The organism is Bacillus sp. FSL R5-0709 (assembly GCF_038004785.1).
Classification (GTDB): domain Bacteria; phylum Bacillota; class Bacilli; order Bacillales; family Bacillaceae_G; genus Bacillus_A; species Bacillus_A mycoides.
Map to the genome: position 1 here is coordinate 2,919,555 of NZ_JBBORT010000001.1, position 20,157 is coordinate 2,939,711.

Sequence of the window (20,157 nt, forward strand, 5' to 3'; positions counted from 1 at the left end):
TCATCGAAAATAAAATTACGGTACAAAAATCTATTTCAGCGACTCTAATCGCTCGTTCAAACGATCCCAAGTTTCGGTGATACCTTGTAGCATGCCCATGTCCATAACGGTCTTAAGGGCTTCTTCGGAAACATATTCAGCACGGTTTATTAGCTTTGTCTTTCCACCTAAATCGATGAATTCCAATGTCATCTCGGTTGACGGCATAGAATCATTTACATTGCCTTCAGCATCTGAAAAGTAATCAGTGTAGACGATTTTTTCTGGCTCAATAATCTCTTTATAGACTGCTTTTCCCCATGATTCCATACCAAAAAATTGCTCCAAGTTCTGATTGACACACTTCATACAGTAGTGCCAAACGCCTCCCGGACGGAAGTCGACAGTGCATGCTGGAATTTCCCAACCTCTTGGTCCCCACCAATGTTTCAAATGCTCTGGTTCTTTAAACATACTGAATACAAGATCACGCGGCGCATCGAAAACGCGCTCCAGTACTAATACCCGATCGTTCTCTACTCTTGATACCATTGTATTGTTTGACATGTTAATTCCTCCTTAAATATGAACTGATTTTATGACTTTTCCTTGTTTTGCAATTCCTTCAAATACTCATCTAAATTATCGAATCTCTCTTCCATCACACGCTTAAATGACTGCACCCAACAATCAAGTGCTTGGAAAGGCTCAGGTCGGAGTTTGTAAATCCGGCGATTAGCTTCAGCCTGCACTTCCACAATCCCTGTATCGCTTAACACTTTTAGGTGTTTCGAAGTTTGTGGTTGCCTTAATCCCAAATGTTCGGCGATTTCCCCAACGGTTAAGGGACCGTCACGCAAGAGTTCAACGATATTCATACGATTCGGTTCAGATAAAGCGCTCAACGTCGTCATATTCACGCCCGGAATTTTCCCCGACATATCACTCACCTCGTTAAGTGATGGTCTCCGGTTATAACACATCAATATCATCACTAATATTTTTTTCCTGTTGAATCGATTATAACCAAATAGGAATATTCCCGTCAAGGAATATTCGAAAACTAAAGTAATACCAAATCGTTACTTAATAATAATAATGGATTAAAAACATTTCACAAGCCTATGTTTTACGATAAAGTGATGCTTTAGTCAGTGGGTTTTGGAACGATTTCCGCGAAGGTTTTGTTTTTATCTGGTCCAAGAAAGCTTTAACACTTTTAATACTATTTAACGCTACAGTATTTTTTTTCATATTTTTATTTGATAGTTTAGTTGTTTTATTGGCAAAAGAAATGGACATACGTGATAGTTTGTTTGGAATCTTTATAAGTATCGTTGGGTTAGACGCTTTAATCAGAGCTATAACCATTGGAAAATAGGGAAATACAGTAAACAAAATGAATATCTTAAACGGTTCAGCTATATTACTTGGAGGAATGTTGATCCTTACTGGACTTGGAGGGTTCGGCTTTTTATCGATTAATTTATTTTTATCGTTAATCATTTGGTTTTTTATTGGTATATTTATCGCTTCTATCTCTGTATGCTATAGTTACTTACTTCAAACCCCTGCAAGATTAATGGGAAGAGTAACTAGTACCGCAAATACAATGGTGCACGGCGCTATGGTGATTTCACCTACATTAGGTTCACTTTTAGCCCTATGGATAAAAGTAAGCGGAGTTTTTCTACTCGCAGAAGTATTAATCACACGTATTGGTATGATTATATACTTAGCTCATACGTTATTTATGAAAAAATCATCTAGAGTTACTTTAGAACATAATTAACGTTATGCCATTTTCTGATTTTAATAATCAGAAAATGGCATAACTTCAGAAACTTAACTCTACATGTTTAAAGCAACAAATAAGCAATCGGCGTAATAATAAGCAACGTTAAAATCGTTCTTTGCACATATAAAATAATAAGTTCAGATACTTTTAACGGAATATCTGTCGATAATATGCAAGGGATTGATGCGGAGAAAAACAAAATGGATGAAACGGACACAACCGCAATAACAAACTTTGTAACAAGCGGTGCACTTACAACTAAAAGAGAAGGTAAAAACATTTCTGCAATACCAACTGATACTGCTTTAGCAGCTAGGTCTGCTTCTGGTAATTGTAATAGCCACGTAAATGGATAGAAAATGTAACTTACCCAATCAAATATTGGCGTAAACTTTGCTAAGACGATACCAATTAATCCTACTGACATAATTGATGGTAAAATCCCCATCGTCATTATAAATCCTTCTTTTAAATTCACTGCGATATTTTTCATAATACTTGGCGCAGACTTCGATACTTCTAATGCATCTTCCCAAGCTCGCTCTAACATTTTCTCTTTATAAACGGGCTCTGGGAACCCTTCTTTCGTAATATATGTATCTGGTTTTCTACTAAGAGGCGGGATTCTTACGGTGATAGCGGTCACGATGAATGTTACAACAAGAGTAGTCCAAAAGTAAACATTCCATAAATGCATAATATCTAATGTTTTTGCGATGATGATCATAAATGTTGCGGATACTGTTGAAAAACCTGTTGCGATAATTGCTGCTTCTTTCGTCGTATACTTTCCTTCTTTGTAAACACGGTTCGTAATTAATAAGGCTAACGAATAGCTTCCTACAAAGGAAGCAACCGCATCAATTGCTGATCGCCCAGGTGTTTTCCATAACGGTCTCATAATTGGACGACAAAACGTGCCGATAAACTCAAGCAATCCGTACCCGACTAATAACGCTAAAAATGCTGAGCCAATTGGAACGAGTAAACTTACTGATATAACTAACTTCTCATACAAAAACGGTCCAACATCTGGCGCAAAGAACCATGCTGGTCCTACTTTCAAACAATATAATACGCCGAAAACAACACCTACTACTTTTAAAATAGAAAAACAAATGTCTACAATAGATGCATTCCATTTCTTCGTATAAAACGGATAAATCGCACCCATTGCCATAACAAGTAGTGCGTAATAAGGTACTACGCTCGGAACCGAAGTCCTAATCCATGATACGATATGATCAATCATAATAGACGAAGCACCGTTTATCGTAACAGGAACAAAAAACATAAACACACCAACTAGACTAGCAAGTATAAAGCGAAGTATAATCCCCTTCTCTCGCCCTGTCTTAATTACATTACTTTTTAATTCAATTTCATTCAAAATTAGACACCTCCTATTATCTAAATATTCTGTATATTAACGTCGGATTCCTTCTTTTAATTCGAATATTTAATCATGTAAAAAAGCCTATTTTGAAATATACAATCAAAATAAGCTTTTTCTATTACCTCTTATAATCATCCACAATTACTTGAATTACACGATAAGATTCTTCTGCCACTATCTTATTACTAGTCTTATTCGCATCATATGTAATTAACGCCTTCCAAAGCGCCCATCCTCTCGCTCTATTCCACGTTTCTTCATCCATGCGTAATACTTCTTTAAATACGTTTCTACTATTCTTATCAAAAAATGTCCAGGCCATCGCTGCATCACAAGCCGGATCTCCTACTCCTAAAATACCAAAATCAATTACGGCACAAAGTTTTCCATCCTTAACGAGTAAGTTTCCTGGTGCAACATCTCCATGAATCCAAACTGGTTTGTGGTCCCATGTTGAACGAAGTGCTACATTCCAAAGATGCTTTAATAATGTCTCATCAAAAACATCCTTATTATTTTCAATAGCCACTCTCGCTTCTTCATCGTATACAGATATAAGCCCGCCTCGGTAAAAATTATGTTCTCCAGCTATTGGCCCGTTACTCGCATCAATTGATTGTAACTCTATTAAAAACGAGCCTAAGTCCGCCGCAAATTCATTTAAGTCACGAACATTTTCTTTCGTAACGGTCTCCCCCTCGATCCACTTATTAATAGACCAAGGCCATAGATATTCTTCAGATGGACTCCCTTTCACAATTGGTGCAGAAATTGGTAAAGAAAGTTCCTTACTTAATATTGGAAGCCACTTATTTTCTTTCTCTACTTGCGGTGCATATGCTGCATCACTTGGCAATCTTACACTCATCTCATCCCCTAAGTGAAACGTCCTATTATCATGCCCACTAAACTTTACAGGTTTCACTTCTAAATGGGCCCATTCGGGAAACTGTTGTTGTATTAACTGTTCAACTAAACTTACGTTAATTTGATTCATTCACTCTCCTCTTTTCTTTTGAAACTTACTAAGTCCATCCGTACTGCCAACATAGTCAAAACCACTTCTCTTATAAAAATCATTCAATATACGATTATGCCGGACGCAATCTAACTTCAAATACTCTTTGTCATGTTGCACATTCTCTTCTACCCACCGTATAATCCATTCTCCTATTCCATCCCCCTTATACTTCCGTTTCACCGCAAATCTATGAATATATAATGAATTAGAAACTTCCTCTTTTCCAAAAATATGTTCATCCCATTCATTTTGTTTAGGAGAAGCTGTAACCGTACCAACTATTTCATCTTCTTTCATAACAACATATGTATATTTCTCTCTTATACATTCTAGTATTTCAGCCGTAGCTTCCTCTCCTAAAAGATACTGCCACTGATCCACTTCTTTATATTGTAGCCATTGTGCTACTTCTTTTAATAAAATGATAATACTATCACTTTGATCTTCAGTAGCAATTCGAATTGTATATTCTTTACTTATATTTCTCTCCATATTGCCGTTCCCCTTTCAAATTGCTACCATACTGACATACGAGTCCTTCCATCATTTTCATCTGTAATATATTCTACATAAAATCCTTGATTCAGTGCGTTTTCATATATCATTTCAATCTCTTCTTGGTTTTTTGCATAAATTTGTATATAATCACCATCCGCTACTAATACGACTACTTCACACTTACTCTTCTTAAATTCTTCATATGTTTCAATTTCTCCTAGTACTTTCCCTTTTGGATATGCTTTTAAGTCTACAAATAAAAGATAATATATGTTATCTTTTATTAGCTTTTTTAATTCTGATCCTTCCATGATCTCGTTATTTTCTGAAAATAATTCTGGACCTAATTCATTCCCTACTATTGTATAAGCTTCCTCCCTTCCCATGACTTGCCAATCAAATGCAGTAATATCAATTGGCTTTAACACTTTCCAAAGTAAATTATCATATCCATCTAGAATATCTACTGTAATCCCTCTTTTCATATGTCTGCTCCTAGCTTATTTATTTTTGTTTCATACATTATATATCAAATTTAATTACTATATTTTGTCGATACCTATGCACATCATAAAAAACCGCTCCACTACTAGTGAAACGGTTTCCTTCTGCTTACATTTACATATCTTATTCAATTGTTGCACCGCGTTTTAAAATAATTTCTAATATGTTCAGCACATCAGCCATTCATTTTGAACACTCACTTCGACTTCACAAAATAATATAAAAACCACACCGCATGATTTTGTTCATCTGCAGCTATTCTGCGCAATAACTCTTTCATAGATGCATCTGCTGCTTCATCTGAAATTTCCAAGTAAAAATCTACGGTCTTTTGCTCATCTTGTATAGCGAACTCTAATCCCTGTAAGTACGTATTAGGGCAATTTTCCGTAATCTGTGGTTTCGGCTGTCTGCCAGTTAAATTCGTATAGATTTGTACAAAATGATGAAAATGCCTTATTTCATCATTACGGATTTCAAGAATTTGTTTTTGTTCTACTTGATTTGGAGCCATGTTAGCTAATTTTGCATAGCAACTTATAGCGCTATACTCTCCGTTTATAGCTTTTTCAATATCACTAATTAGCTTATCATTCTGTCTATACCAATTATCATAATTCGAATTATACATCGTATCCCCTCCATTATTTCGCATAACATTTTATGCATTTTGAAATAGTAGGAGCATGTATACAAAAAAGAACCGCAAATCCAAACTCTTCGATTACCTTTAAAATATTGAAGAACCTATCTATCACTGCTTTATTTTCTTATAGAGTAATAATGAGTTCACAAAAAAAAACGGTTCACTATTAGTGAACCGTTTTTTATCTATTACACGTATCATTCCATTTTATTTATACACAATTTTAAAATACGAATAAATAGTTAACACATAATATCCAACATAAATTATACAATATGCACCACTACTAATTAAAATAGGAATAATGATGTTATATATAGGCATGTTGTTTATTATTGGTATCGCAAATAAGCTATGAACAAGTCCGACTATTAGAGGTGAAATAAAACTAAAGCTAACTTGCTTCGAAATTGACTTTCTTACCTCTTTTTTCGTAACACCTATTTTACGAAGAGTTTCATAATATCTCTGATTAGCATACGCTTCAGATAATTGTTTATAATATATAATTGAACCTGTCGCCAATACAAATATAACCCCTAAAAAACTTCCAATAAATAACGCAACTCCATACAGTTGCATAAAATCTCCATTTGTTTCAGATTGCCCTACATAATACCCTGCTGCGACTGTACTAATTGCAGTTAAAGCTGTAGCGCTTAATATAGCAATTATTGCAAGTAACTTAGCGTTTCCTTTTACTCGGTATAGTAATTGCGAAATGTTTATTATATTTATACCGCTATAAAATATTTCTCTTTTACTTCTAATTTTCTTTAAAACAATAACTGTATAAGAAGTGAATAGAAAATATGTCCCAAAAACAACTAAAAACAAAATAAAAACTGGAATCATTATAGGATTTATAATAGGGTTCATAGGATCAATGGGATTCCGCACAATATTTACTACTTCACGGAAGAAGCCTGCTAGTATATATCCTAATCCCATTAAAATAAGACCTATATACGCCCTAGGTACAGAACCTTTTGGCATCCGTTCTCCTTGATGATTAGCTTGAAACATTTCAATCAATGGAAATTTATAAATAATGCGAGAGTTTTTCCATGCTGTATATAATAAAATAGATAAAAAGACGATGAACGTGTCTATTATCGCTTTTATAGATAACTCGAAATGAATAGGTACATTTAATTTCATTAAACTCATTAGCAGTTCTAAAAATAACTTAAAACTCATACTGCCAATCAGTATGCCAACTACTAAAGCAACGCCTCCCATTATCATAGTCTCACAAAATAACATCGTACCAATTTGTTTTTTAGTTATTCCTAGTAAAGAATATAATCCTACCTCTTTTTTTCGTTTCCTTATAAAAAAATTAGTAGAATAAATAATAAATATAGCTATAAAAATAATGAGAATCACTTTTGAAGATTGAAGAACACTATTAATCATCACATTATTAACCATTTCTTTTTTTATTTGAGTACTATATCGAAGTGATGCAAATATAAAATAGATAAGCATACTTGAAGCTAACGATACAAAATAGAGTATATACTCTTTAAAATTACGCCGTATGTTACGTTGAACTATATTAAATAAATTCATTTATCTTAACCTCCAGGAAATGATTGATGCAAAATATTACAAAGGGCAATGCTAGATAAGGTCACCAGCCATCCCTCCAGAAATGGAAGACATTACATCAATGATTTGTTTCCAAAAAAGAGTGAATACTCGCAGGAGTATTTACTCTTTTTTGAAAACACCTTACTAAAAAATTACCCTTTTCACTTATTCATACCGCAGACACTCAATCGGATCCAATTTAGCCGCTTTATTAGCCGGCAGTATGCCAAAGACAATACCAATTGACATCGATATTCCAACTGAGAGTAATCCAAGACTTACAGAAATAACTAGTGGCCATTCACCTATTGACGAAGCGATCCAAGCAAAAAACATACCTAATCCAAAACCAACCGCCCCGCCTAATGACGTTAAAATACATGCTTCGATGAGAAATTGTGTTAATATTTTTCCTCTCGTTGCACCGAGCGCTTTTCGAATACCTATTTCACGTGTACGCTCTGTAACGGATACAAGCATGATATTCATCACACCAATACCACCTACGATTAAGGAAATTCCAGCAATACTAGCAAATACTATTTTCATCGTTCGTGTTGACTCTTCTATTTTTTGACCATATGCTTTCGTATCCTCGACTGTAAAAGAATGCTCAAATTCTGGGGATTTCAATTCATCCAATACAGATATAGCTTGTTTTTCTACAGCCTCTCGCTCACTTGGAGAAGTTAACTTAATTTTCACTGTATCGTATTCCTCAATCCCTGCAATTAAAGGTGCATTGTCGATAGATGTATATCCTTCATACAATTTAAATTGACGTTGAAAACCGTCTTCATATTTGTACACCCCAACAACCTTATATGGTTTTCCTTTTATATCTATATACAAATCATCTTTCCAATTATCAAATAGTGTTTTAAATAAATCTTCAGCTACAATTACAACAGGAATTGGCTTTTTTAGTTCATCCGGTGTTAACTCTCGCCCATGTACCATTTTCATTTTAGAGTCCTGCATAAAGTTTCCTGTTCCCCCATTTAAACTAAAGGAAACATTTTTTGATCCCGTATATACTTTTACGTCCATATGCACATTGGGATACACATCTTTTACACCTCGTATCACTTGCAATTGCTTTACCATATGTGGTGTAATTTTTGCTTTTTCTGTCGGAGAATCCGGGTTGAAGTATTCTATTTTAAGTTCATCCATATGCTGATTCTCTGCAAGTTCCTTTTGCATCTTTGCAGTCTGTCCATCTCCCATTGAAATAATTGTAATAATTGCACTGATTCCAATAATAATGCCTAGCATTGTTAATATAGATCGCATTTTATGCGCAAAAATAGAAGATATGGCCATGCGTATATTTTCATTCGTATTCAAATTTATTCTCTCCAATCTTGTACGATATTGCCGTCACGAATTACAATTTGACGTACTGCTGCTTCTCCGATTTCACGATCGTGAGTAATCATAATAATCGTTGAACCTTGTTTATTTAATTCGTAAAAGAGCTCCATAATTTGTTCACTCATTTTCGTATCAAGTGCACCAGTTGGTTCATCGGCTAAAATAAATTTCGGATTATTTACAATCGCACGCGCTACAGCAACACGCTGTTTTTGACCACCTGATAGCTCACTTGGAAGATGGGTAGCACGGTCAGCTAACCCAACTTTCGTTAAAGCAGCTAACGAACGCTCACGTCTTTCTTTTTTATCAACTCCTGCATAAATAAGAGGTAATTCTACATTTTGAAGTGCTGTAAGCCTTGGTAGTAACATGAAATTTTGAAATACAAAGCCGATTTCTTTATTACGAACGTGTGCAAGTTCTGTTTCAGACATGGTTGAAATATTTTGACCAGCTAGCTCATACGTACCTGCCGTTGGTTTATCTAAACAACCGATAATGTTCATTAAGGTTGACTTACCAGAACCAGATGGTCCCATAATGGAAGTGAATTCCCCCTGGTTCAGTATTATATCGATTCCATGTAATATTTTGACGGACTCTGTACCGTTTTGAAAAGATTTCGTGATGCCTTTTAAATGAATCATTTTGTGTTAACCTCCATACCATCTTTTACATTTTTCATAGGTTCAGAGATAATTTGTACACCTTTTTTCACTCCAGAAACTTTTGCTTCATGATTCGTTTCAAATTCAACCGTAACCACTTGTTCTTTCACTTTTCCATCTTTTACAACGAAGACAACATCTTTGTCACCTTTTTTCACCATACTGCTTTTCGGAACGATTGTACCTGTTGCTTCACCTGTTTTGTTTGTCACGTTTACGTGGAAACCGTTTTGTAATCCTTCACTATCGTTCAATGTAACAGTGAATGGATAGCTGGAAACTGTTTTGTTTTCATCCATATTTTTTAATGGTGTGGATCCGATTTCTGTAACTTTTCCTGTTCACGTCTTACTAGATACAGTTTTTGATGAAACTGTTACTTCTTGCCCAATCTTCACACTCGCAAGCTCATATTCAGACAGTTGGCCTTTTACTTTAAATGGACCAGCGTGACGAAGCGTAATTCCGCTCATACCAGCATCATTATTTTTGACAATGTCATCAATTACACCATCAGCCGGGCTCGTTACAGAAAGTGTGTTCACTTTCTCTTTTGCTGATTTAATTATTTCATCAGCTTTTTCTACTTCAAACTTTTTCATTTCAAGTTGCGATTCTAATTGTTGCACTTCGATTTCTGATGCTTTTAACGCTTCCTCAGGAAGACCAGCGTTTTTATCTTTTTTTAGTTTCTGCTTCGCTGCATCCATTTGTTTCTGATGCAATGTTACACCTTGTTTAGTAATAGGGTCATTATATTTAAAAAGAAGCTGTCCTTTTTTACTTCATCACCTTTTTTAACAGCTAATTCATTCGTACCTTTTGTTGGATCAAATGAAATTGCTTCTATACCATTTGGGATAACTTCGCCACCTAATTTTTTCTCATTCTCTATTTGTTTTTCTGTCACTTCATATATTTTATAAGTTTTAACTGGTTCAGATTCTCCTGCAAATGTCATATAAGACCCGACCCCTAAACCAATTGTAATTACACCAACGATGACTAGTTTTTTTGCTTTCTTCATAATATCCTCACTTTTTCATGTGTTTTATTTTTAGAAACTGTATGTCCTCTTCTTTAATAGTTTTTGATATATAAAGCCCCGTACATACTATGTACAATATAAAAAGCCCCACTTTTTCATTACCAGTTCCTCCTTGACCTAACATACGTATAGGATAGAAAAAACTAGTTAAATAAAAAGTGGGGTAAACATTAAATTTTTATTAAATTCTTGAACTCTCTTCTTTTGGCAATCTTACTTCAAATATTGTTCTAATTATATTACTTTCTGCTGAAATCGTTCCATTATGCTGTTCAACAATATTTTTAGCAATAAATAACCCAAGGCCCGTACCGCCCTGCTGCCCTGTTCTTGCTTTATCACCTGTATAAAGCATGTCAAAAAGATAAGGCAAATCTTCTTCTGGAATGCTATCTCCGTAATTAATAATTTGTACGATAACCTCTCCATTATCAATATATCCATTCATATCAACAAATTGTCCATTATCTCCGTATCTAACTGCATTTGTTACAAGATTTTCAAATACTCGAGCTAACAAATTCCCGTCACCGTAAATATATAAATGAGGATTAACATTCAACCTAGCTTCTAAATGATGTTTCTCCAATAATGGATACAATTCCTCATCTAACTGTATAAGCAACTCACTTATATTAATTGTTTTTTTATCTAACTTTAGCACGCCATAATTCATTCGCGTAATTTCAAATAACTCATCAATTAAACTTTCAAGTCGCTGCGATTTCGCAAATGCAATCATAGAAAAACGTTTAATCTGCTCCTTTGACAAATTCTCATCTTTAAGAATTAAATCTAAATAACCTAAAACTGATGTTAAAGGCGTTCTTAAATCATGTGCTAAGTTAACAATGAGCTGATCTTTACTACTTTCTGCAAAATCACCTCTCTCAACCGCCTCTTTTAATTTTTCACTCGCTATATTAATTTCACGCGCAATCTCGCCAAATTCATCATTTGAAGTAATATGAACTTTCTTTGTAAAATCACCGTTAGCAAGATGGTGAATACCGTTAGAAATTTCATTAAAATATTTTAAGTATGGTTTTGTTAAAAAGAAAAAGAATACAACAGATAGTGGGATAAAACACATTAAAAAGAATTTAATATCTACGATTGGTCTAAATTGGGCTAAGTAATCTTCGTAATGTACCATCGTTCTATAATAAAGCTGTAATACTTTATAGATTATATATGTTCCGCCAGCTGCTAACACCATGCTTAGCGCAAACAAAGCAATCATTTTAAAACGAAAACTTCTCATCATGTTAGCCATTGAAAGTATAACCTACCCCCCATACCGTTTTTATTAACTTATTCTTTCTTGTATCCTCCCCAATTTTTTTTCGTAAAGTACGAATATGTACCGCAACTGTACTTCCCCCATCATAATAATCATCCGCCCACACTTGCTGAAGGATATTTTCCACACTGTACACTTTTTTCGGATGGCTCACTAATAAATATAAAATATCAAACTCTTTTGGGGTTAATTCAATTTGTTCTCCGTATACATTTAGCTTTCGTTGCTCAAGATTAATAACCACTCCGCCTACTTCTAAAACGGATTTGTTCTCCTCTACTTTCGGTTGATTTAACGTAAGAAATCGACGTAGTTGTGCATTTACACGCGCAACTAATTCAATTGGGGCAAAAGGCTTTGTCATATAATCATCCGCACCTAGTACAAGACCTGTCACCTTATCAAAATCAGATGTTTTCGCGCTTAGAAAAATGATTGGCATATTATACTTCACACGAATTTGTCGCGTTACTTCATAACCATCCATTTTTGGCATCATAATATCTAAAATAACTAAATCAATTGGTTGCGATTGAATAATAAGAACAGCTTCTTCTCCATCAGTAGCTTTCACAACATGATAACCTTCTTTCTCTAAATGTATCCCAATTAATTCAGCAATTTCCACCTCATCATCCGCTATTAAAATTGAAATCTGCTTCATTTTGCTCTTCCCCTCATTCCTTTTTCATACGTCCAATTTTAAACTAGTCTATTTTGTTTATATCATCTTAAAAGAACATTATTATGAGATTCTTACTTTTTAGAGATAACTTCGAGTACTATATTTCTTCTGCATTTTTTTTGCATGTTTATGTTTTGTTAACTTTGCAACACCCTCTACGATTTCACATTTTATGGTAGAAAATGTAGAAAAACTAACAAAACTAAAGTATATCAGAGATAATAATTATATAGTACAACAGATTTTACAGTAGGATCCCTTCATATCAAGCCTAGCTAAGTGACAGTTAGTTTCACAAATAACTAACTTCCTTTCATTATATCAATATATTTTGTACCCTTACTTGTATTTCAACATAAAAACCGCTCCACTACTAGTGAAACGGTTTTTCCTTTACTTATTTTTATGCATTCACTTCAGTTTTTTGCTCCTTTACTACACTACGTTTGAAAGCTGTTCCAAGTATAATAACCACGCTTACTACACCAATCCAAACGAGTACAGTAAGAGGAGTATTCCAAGCTAATCCTTTTCCAAAGAAGAATATTTCTCTAAGCCCTTCAATCATAAATCGCATTGGCAACCATGCGTACACCCAATCTTGATAAAATGGTGACATCATTTCAGGCGCTAATGCTAATAGCGGTGCCCCAAAGAAAAGTAATAGAGCGAATATACCTATACCCTTTAGTCCAACTAATGAAAGCACCGCAGAAATCATTAAGAAGAAACAAAAAGAAGTAATGGATAAGAACAAAGCCGTATCCGTGAAATTCGGGATATTTAATCCTACCATTCCATCCGCAATCCATGTAAGACCAAATCCAATTACAAGTGTAGCAATTGCTCCTGTTACTATTTGTTTTAGTTTCAATACGAAGTTCTCTTTTCTTGTACCCACTTGCGTTTTACTTATCGCAATAAAGATAATTGCTGCGCTCGCTAAACTTGCAATCCATAACGGCTGGAATAAAGACATTGGCGAGTTACCGTTCGCACTATTTTTGCCGATTTCATTCACATTTGTCACTTTCTTCGTAATAGGTGTTACTACATTTGAAACTTGGTCTGCTGTTAATGTAGCTCCTTTTGCTTTCAATCCTTCTAATAGTTGTGTACGAACAGTATTGTTCATATTATCAACGATCGCATTTAACATTTGTCCTGCCATAGTTGATGCTGCTGTATTCATTCCTTGATTGATGAATATTTCTACCTCTGGCGAAGATGGCTGTGGTGTTCGTAATGATGCTTGTTTTGTGCTAAAGTCTTTCGGAATAACCAATGCTGCATAATATTCTTGATTATTTAAGCCTTTTTGAACTGCTTCTTTATTTTGCACTTCTACCCACTTTACCGCAGGTTCTTCCTCTGATTTTGATGTCTTTTTCATATTATCAACAATCGTTTGCCCCATATTCATCTTCGGTTGATTCGGAATTTCTACTCCTTGATCCTCATTTACAATTGCGATTGGTAAGTTTTTCGGCTTAGGTTGAACGGTTGGAAATAATGTTAATGAAAAAATAAAAACAACAAGTAGTGCAATAACTGGAGATAACAATAAAAGTTTGTTTTTAAACATTTTCTTTTCTCCTCCTTTAATTTGATTTATAATAACCAACAACGTGTTGTTTATTTATATTTGAATTATATGTTCGAGTTGAACCTTATACAATAATCAAAAATCGTGAATGTGTCGGTTATAAGACACATCCTTGAAATGTGTTGGCTAAAATTAAGGAGGGACATACTTTGCGCGATAGTAATTTAGATTTACGTGTTATTCGTACGAAAACTGCCATACGAAATGCATTAGTGGAATTAATTGAGGAAAAAGGTTTTGACGCCATAACAGTGAAAGATATTACTACGAAAGCAAACATAAATCGTGGTACATTTTATACACATTACCAAGATAAATTTGATTTAATGACAAAATGCCAAGAAGAAATTATGCATGAATTTTCTAGCATTGCTAAACAGAGATTACCGGAAGTTATTGCTGATCTTGGATCAAGCCCTTCCCCAACAATGCCATTTATACTTATCGCTTCTATTCTTGAATTTCTAAATGAAAATAGTGATTTTATGAAAGCTGTACTAAGCCCAAAAGGAGATTTATCTTTCCAAACGAAACTGAAAGACTTTATGTGGAAAACACTATTTGAAGATACGAATGGTCCTCTCATTAATAAGGAGAATTTACTTGTCCCAAGCCAATACTTAGCTTCTTATATGGCATCTGCTCATATAGGTGTCATTCAACAATGGTTAAATAACGGACAAAAAGAAACACCTGAGGAGATTGCTCGTATTTTATCAACAATCGCAGTTCATGGACCTTTTTATGCGGCTGGTTTAAAGAAATAAGTCCGCTATATAATAAAAGATCATCCACTATAATAGCGGATGATCTTTTATTTCATTACAACACTTCAATATAGCCTTCTGTTCCATGTACCCGAATTCGTTGTCCGTCTTTTATTAATTTCGTAGCATTCTCTACCCCGACGACTGCTGGTAATCCATATTCACGTGCAATAACTGCTCCGTGTGTCATCAGTCCGCCAACTTCAGTGACTAACCCTTTTATAGACACAAACAATGGTGTCCAGCCAGGATCAGTAAAGGCAGTAACTAATATATCTCCATCTTCTAAATTCGCATCTTCCATATTTAAAATAACGCGTGCTCTCCCCTCAATCACTCCTGAAGAAACAGGCAGACCTACGATTGCTTCAGCCGGGAGATTTTCTCGTTTGTACTTCCCAGTAATGATTTCTCCATCAGACGTCATTACACGTGGAGGCGTTAGTTTTTCATATAATTTGTAATCATTTTTTTGTTTATGAATAAGCTCGTAATCTAGTTTATTCGTAAGGACAACTTCGTGAAGTTCTTCAAAAGTTAGATAGTATATATCTTCTACTTCATCAATAACTTTATTTTGCACGAGTTGCTCGGCTTCTTTCAATATTGCCTGCTTATATATGAAATAGCGATTAATCATACCGTATTTTGGATATTCACGATAACCGATAAAATTCCGGATGTTACGAATCATTCGCTTCGTCTCTTCTACTTTTTGTTTACCATCCGGCAAATGCTGCAATCGATCTACTAACTCTTCTTCTTTTTTCAAAGCTTCCTGCAGTCCTTCTTCAAATTTCCGTTTACTAGCACCATCTTCAAAATCTCTTATATTATTTAAAATCATCGGGATAATGGTTGTTGGCTTTTCACTCCAGCGCGTTTTCGTAATGTCGATTTCTCCGCTGCATCTCATTCCGTATTTATTTAGAAAAGTTAGAATGGCATCTCTAGCTTTTTCTCCGCCTTTAAATTGAACGAATTCATCTAAAAAGTTATCATTTTCTACATGTTGTAAATACGCAATAACTTCTGGATATGGCCGAATCACATCAGCAACATCGAGTAATGCTAGCCCCATTTCAGACGTAATATTGTTTTGTACTGATTGAGAAAGTGTGTCTGCTGCATTCTTTTCGCCTAGCCATTGCTCCATTTTTTCATTGATCCATGTTGAAGCATCCATACCTGCCATAATGACAGCCATACTTTGCGGATGAAATAATATTTTCTTTAATTGCTGCATATCTTCCAAAATAAAATCAAGTACATCCACCCCTGATTTCGTTTGCATGTTTCGTTTTAACTCTTCGATTGATGCTTGATTCATCTTTATTAAATCCGTAACGATTGCTCGATTGTTTTCGATTTTTGGTTGTGAACTTGCAGGTGGTCCACTTTTACCAACACTCTTTTCTTTTTCATCATCTGGTAACAATGTAATAAAATCATCTCGCTCGACTACAGTTGTTAATGCATCTTTAATAAGCGGTTCCGAATTCCCTATCATATTTAATAAAAGTTCTCTACTAGTAGGCGAAGCCAATCTTTGTGCAACATCAACAAACAACCTTCCTCCAGCTTGAAACCTCTGTCCAAAAGATGTTAACTGGAATAAAGACATTCCTAATGGCTTCAAGGGGTCGGTCATCATTTGCTGGTGACCAACCGATACATACACATGATTTTCCCCATCATTTACTTCTGGTATTGGATATAAAGTCGTGATTGGGCGACTTTGGACAATATAAAATGTATCATCCACTAAACACCATTCAATATCTTGCGGACAACCAAAATAAGCTTCAATCTGTCTTCCAATCTGTGCTAGTTGTAATATTTGTGGTTCAGACAATGTTTGAAGCTTTTGCTGAGCCGGATCAATCTGTTTCGTCTCCGTTCCGCCATCTTTTAAAGCATAAATAGCTAATTTTTTAGTTGCTATCATCTTTCCGGTAATTTTGCCTTCTTTTACTTTATAATTATCGGCAGAGACCAGTCCTGATACTAATGCCTCACCAAGTCCAAAACTGGCATCGATTGATACTACCTTTCGGTTAGAAGTAACCGGATCAGCAGTAAATAAAATGCCCGAAGCCTCAGGGAAAACCATTTTTTGAACGACAACACATATAGAAACTTGATTATGTTCAAAATCATTTTGCATGCGGTACATAACTGCTCGCTCTGTAAATAAAGAAGCCCAGCACTTTCTTACATGCTGCAAAATCGCTTCTTCTCCGATAATATTTAAATACGTATCTTGTTGACCAGCAAATGAGGCATACGGTAAATCTTCAGCCGTAGCACTAGAACGCACGGCATACGCATGTTCATTTCCAAAACGTGAGAGATAATGAGCTACCGCTTCCACTACTTCAGAAGGGATTTCTACTGCCATAATGACTTCTCTAATCTTCTTACTAATTCCACCGATTTGGGATCGCTCTTCCATTTTCAACTTTGTTAGCTGCTGCAACAAAGTTTGAAGCTCGTCATTTTGCTCGATGGCCTTTTCATACCCTACCGTTGTAACACAAAAACCTTCTGGCACTTGTATACCTTGAATGTTTGATAATGCCCCTAAATTCAATCCTTTTCCGCCAACGAGCGAAAGCTGCGTTTTTTCTATTTCCTGAAAATCGAGAACGAAAGAACTCATGTAACATCTCTCCTTACTATGTGTGTGTTCTTGATTGTAGCAGTAGTAAATGAGAATAAACAGTCTATTTCGAACTTGATTTACATGATATAATTAAGTTAGGAAGAGATGATTTTTTATTTCTCCCCCTCTAATTCACTTCAATTACATCAACAAACTTAAACATCCTTTGATTATGAAAAGCATCGGTACAAGTAATCGTCTTATTTAATGGATTTATATCAGCTACTGTTATGTAATTTTTATATAGATAGCCCTCTTTATAATATGTAAGTAAAACCTCTTCTTCACCTAAATATGAAATTAACAGCTTATTTTCAATCCTTTCTTTTGCATCTTGCGTTAAAATTGGACGCGGGACTTTTGTTTGCTCCTGTATCATTTCTTTAATACAGACGAACTGTTCTGGCATACTAGCAAACGGTTGCCACTTTACCATCCCTCTTCCTTTTGGCATATTAGCATTCTTCACGATTTGTGCCCTCCTAGTAATGTGTTTCTATATCTTGCTGTTGCGACGCTTGTGTAAGAAACCCCACGTAAAATACTGTTCTTACCAAATCGTGTTCGAATTTCGTCCATAACCTTCTTTAATCTCATTTCTTTTTCTCTTTGTATAATGTTATCGAAAAGCGAAATTTGCTCTTCTCCTTCATGTATTAAATTTGTTAAGGAAAGACTTATCGATCGAATCGGCTCTCCTGTATGCCGTTCGTATAAAAAATATGTACAAACGTTGTAAATATCCATCGTTAAATTTGTTGCTCTGTTTAACGTATATGCTTTTTTTATTCCTCCTCCGTATTCCTTGCTATACCCGACTGAAAAATGTATCGTTTGCGCGTATTTCTTTTCCCTTCTCAACCTATAACAAACTTCTTCTATATGCTCTAATAAAATAACTATGAACTCTTCTATCGAATAATCCCGTAATAATATTTGGCTTTTCGCTATAGATGTTGTCGCTGGAACGTATTTCTCTGCTATTCTGCTAAAATCAATCCCGTTACTATGTAGATGTAATTCTTCCCCTATTACACCGAAAGATTGCTTTAAATATTTCAAAGGATACTGAGCTAATTCTCCAATTGTATGTATACCTTTTCGATTCAATTTCATTTCAGTTTTATACGATATACCCCAAAATTTACTGAGTGGTCTAATACTCCATAACTTCTCGGGTATATCGTCATACGTCCACTGTTCTATTCCATCTTTATTCTTTTTCGCCTCAACATCCATCGCTACTTTACTCAATAATAAATTCGGACCAATACCAATCGTACTTTCGATCCGTGTACGTTCATATATTTCTCTCTTGAACTTTAATGCGAATTCGCACGGATTACTCGCAAATAAATGAATACTTGCAGTCATATCCATGAAAAACTCATCGATACTATATTGATGAAAATCTTCCGGCGCAACATACTGTAAAGCTAAGCCCGTTATGTAATTTGAACATTTCACATACGTATGCATAATTGGATTCACAATAATAATATCTTGCCGCTTCGGTATTTCGTACAAACGAGCCATCTTCTTTATTCCTAACGCTTTTAATGGCGGTGTTGCTGCCAATACAATTGATCCACTGCGGTTTACATCTCCTACGACAGCCAATTTTGTATAACGTGGATCAAGTCCTTTTTTAATACATGATACGCTCGCATAAAAGCTACGAAGATCTACACAAAGAATAATGCGATTTGGTAAAAGAGAATAATCATACAAGGTTATCACTCCTAATAAAAGAACGTCTGTTCTTATTATATACGAACTAACGTTCTTTTTAAAGGTATTTTCATGAAAATTTTGGTTAAAATAACCGTTATTAAAATTTTTAAGAAAAACTTAAAGAATTCCCCTCTATATTCATAAGAATTGTTTTCTATACTGAAAAGTGTAAATAGATAAATGGAAGCGTTCTTAAAGAAGAGAGTGTAATAGACTTTATTAACTTCAGATAATACGGATTATGTGAATGAAATGCCACTTCACTTAACGTACAGGAAATCGACTTTTTATATTTCTCATTCAATTAAAGTAACTATATCTTAAAAAATCATAAAGTGTCCTATAGTACTGATTTATAATTTTAACCCTCTTTTTCATTACCTTTGCCATTTGCTGAGAATCGGGATTTTTTTCCGCTTGCAATTTATCAACGATATTAGGATAATTTTCCTCATTACGATTCTGGCTTAATTTATATGCAGCTTGAACTTCTTGCACTTTAATTTTAAATCCAACAATTCCTTTTAATTCTCGTTCTAATAGCTGAGGAGAAAGTTCGTCCCATAAAACTATATTTTCACGATTTTCTTCATACTTTTTTAATATATGACACGCTCACTCACATAAAACTACAAAGAGAATAATACGATTTAGTAAAGGAAAATAATCATACAAGATTATCACTCCTAGCAAAGAATCGTACTTTAAAAATCCTTTTAAGAAAAACTTAATTAAAAACTCGTGTGAAAGGCAGGTATATTTACTCGTATGAGGGTATTTCTGAAAAGGATATTGCTGAGAAAATCAGAGGAGAAAGAGCCAATTCTTGTGAATGGGCTCTTTCTCCTCTGATTTATAAAGTC

The 20,157-nt window shown here is 34.7% G+C and carries 18 protein-coding genes and 3 pseudogenes; 3 read left to right on the forward strand and 18 right to left on the reverse strand.

Annotated elements, in window-relative coordinates; all coding sequences use genetic code 11:
* Positions 1–30 precede the first annotated feature (30 nt).
* The gene (locus tag MKX37_RS14985) at positions 31–546 is read right to left on the reverse strand and encodes an SRPBCC domain-containing protein (protein WP_002013656.1); all 516 of its coding nucleotides are present in this window, start codon (positions 544–546) and stop codon (positions 31–33) included.
* A gap of 29 nt (positions 547–575) precedes the next feature.
* Positions 576–920, reverse strand: a complete 345-nt coding sequence (locus MKX37_RS14990; protein WP_000014568.1) for an ArsR/SmtB family transcription factor — start codon at positions 918–920, stop codon at positions 576–578.
* Positions 921–1,378: 458 nt separating this feature from the next.
* Between MKX37_RS14990 and MKX37_RS14995 the strand changes: the two genes are divergently transcribed.
* Positions 1,379–1,771, forward strand: coding sequence for a hypothetical protein (locus MKX37_RS14995; protein WP_078422140.1), 393 nt, complete (start codon positions 1,379–1,381; stop codon positions 1,769–1,771).
* Positions 1,772–1,838: 67 nt separating this feature from the next.
* Here MKX37_RS14995 and MKX37_RS15000 read toward each other — a convergent pair whose 3' ends face one another.
* The 12 genes and pseudogenes from MKX37_RS15000 to MKX37_RS15055 form a co-directional block, all read right to left on the reverse strand.
* The gene (locus tag MKX37_RS15000) at positions 1,839–3,167 is read right to left on the reverse strand and encodes a YjiH family protein (protein WP_033730756.1); all 1,329 of its coding nucleotides are present in this window, start codon (positions 3,165–3,167) and stop codon (positions 1,839–1,841) included.
* A 124-nt stretch (positions 3,168–3,291) separates the two neighbouring features.
* Entirely contained in the window at positions 3,292–4,170 is an 879-nt protein-coding gene (locus MKX37_RS15005) for an aminoglycoside phosphotransferase family protein (RefSeq protein WP_033730757.1), read from the reverse strand.
* On the reverse strand, positions 4,171–4,686 hold the full coding sequence (locus MKX37_RS15010) for a GNAT family N-acetyltransferase (protein ID WP_002084694.1): 516 nt from the start codon (positions 4,684–4,686) through the stop codon (positions 4,171–4,173).
* A gap of 23 nt (positions 4,687–4,709) precedes the next feature.
* Positions 4,710–5,177, reverse strand: coding sequence for a DUF2691 family protein (locus MKX37_RS15015; RefSeq protein ID WP_033730759.1), 468 nt, complete (start codon positions 5,175–5,177; stop codon positions 4,710–4,712).
* Between the two features lie 215 nt (positions 5,178–5,392).
* Positions 5,393–5,827: a ferritin-like domain-containing protein gene (locus tag MKX37_RS15020; protein WP_002013647.1), complete on the reverse strand. Its 435-nt coding sequence runs from the start codon at positions 5,825–5,827 to the stop codon at positions 5,393–5,395.
* A gap of 222 nt (positions 5,828–6,049) precedes the next feature.
* On the reverse strand, positions 6,050–7,417 hold the full coding sequence (locus MKX37_RS15025) for an FtsX-like permease family protein (protein WP_078206970.1): 1,368 nt from the start codon (positions 7,415–7,417) through the stop codon (positions 6,050–6,052).
* A 186-nt stretch (positions 7,418–7,603) separates the two neighbouring features.
* A complete protein-coding gene (locus MKX37_RS15030) occupies positions 7,604–8,788 on the reverse strand; it encodes an ABC transporter permease (RefSeq protein ID WP_059038084.1) in 1,185 nt (394 codons plus the stop codon).
* 2 nt (positions 8,789–8,790) lie between these two features.
* Positions 8,791–9,465: an ABC transporter ATP-binding protein gene (locus MKX37_RS15035; RefSeq protein WP_078422139.1), complete on the reverse strand. Its 675-nt coding sequence runs from the start codon at positions 9,463–9,465 to the stop codon at positions 8,791–8,793.
* Positions 9,462–10,513, reverse strand: a pseudogene (locus tag MKX37_RS15040) (efflux RND transporter periplasmic adaptor subunit). Before MKX37_RS15040 ends, MKX37_RS15035 begins: the two are co-directional and overlap by 4 nt.
* Positions 10,514–10,715: 202 nt before the next feature.
* Positions 10,716–11,810: a HAMP domain-containing sensor histidine kinase gene (locus MKX37_RS15045; RefSeq protein ID WP_002165502.1), complete on the reverse strand. Its 1,095-nt coding sequence runs from the start codon at positions 11,808–11,810 to the stop codon at positions 10,716–10,718.
* Positions 11,803–12,501 (reverse strand): response regulator transcription factor, encoded by a 699-nt coding sequence (locus tag MKX37_RS15050; RefSeq protein ID WP_002013637.1) that lies wholly within the window; start codon positions 12,499–12,501, stop codon positions 11,803–11,805. The genes MKX37_RS15045 and MKX37_RS15050 overlap by 8 nt, the downstream gene beginning before the upstream one ends.
* Positions 12,502–12,925: 424 nt before the next feature.
* Entirely contained in the window at positions 12,926–14,107 is a 1,182-nt protein-coding gene (locus MKX37_RS15055; RefSeq protein WP_016127223.1) for a YhgE/Pip domain-containing protein, read from the reverse strand.
* Between the two features lie 170 nt (positions 14,108–14,277).
* Between MKX37_RS15055 and MKX37_RS15060 the strand changes: the two genes are divergently transcribed.
* Positions 14,278–14,895 (forward strand): TetR/AcrR family transcriptional regulator, encoded by a 618-nt coding sequence (locus MKX37_RS15060; protein WP_016127224.1) that lies wholly within the window; start codon positions 14,278–14,280, stop codon positions 14,893–14,895.
* A 55-nt stretch (positions 14,896–14,950) separates the two neighbouring features.
* Here the strand turns inward: MKX37_RS15060 and ppsA are convergent, their stop codons facing one another.
* The 4 genes and pseudogenes from ppsA to MKX37_RS15080 form a co-directional block, all read right to left on the reverse strand.
* Positions 14,951–17,557, reverse strand: coding sequence for a phosphoenolpyruvate synthase (gene ppsA, locus MKX37_RS15065; RefSeq protein ID WP_078422138.1), 2,607 nt, complete (start codon positions 17,555–17,557; stop codon positions 14,951–14,953).
* Positions 17,558–17,687: 130 nt separating this feature from the next.
* Positions 17,688–18,029: a YolD-like family protein gene (locus tag MKX37_RS15070; protein WP_002165494.1), complete on the reverse strand. Its 342-nt coding sequence runs from the start codon at positions 18,027–18,029 to the stop codon at positions 17,688–17,690.
* Complete coding sequence (locus MKX37_RS15075; protein ID WP_078422137.1) at positions 18,026–19,291, reverse strand: Y-family DNA polymerase; 1,266 nt, start codon at positions 19,289–19,291, stop codon at positions 18,026–18,028. Before MKX37_RS15075 ends, MKX37_RS15070 begins: the two co-directional genes overlap by 4 nt.
* Before the next feature lie 303 nt (positions 19,292–19,594).
* Positions 19,595–19,900, reverse strand: a pseudogene (locus MKX37_RS15080) (hypothetical protein); the annotation flags it as partial.
* Positions 19,901–20,025: 125 nt separating this feature from the next.
* On the opposite strand from MKX37_RS15080, the pseudogene MKX37_RS27465 reads away from it, so the two are divergent.
* Positions 20,026–20,109, forward strand: a pseudogene (locus tag MKX37_RS27465) (YxeA family protein); the annotation flags it as partial.
* Positions 20,110–20,157: the final 48 nt, after the last annotated feature.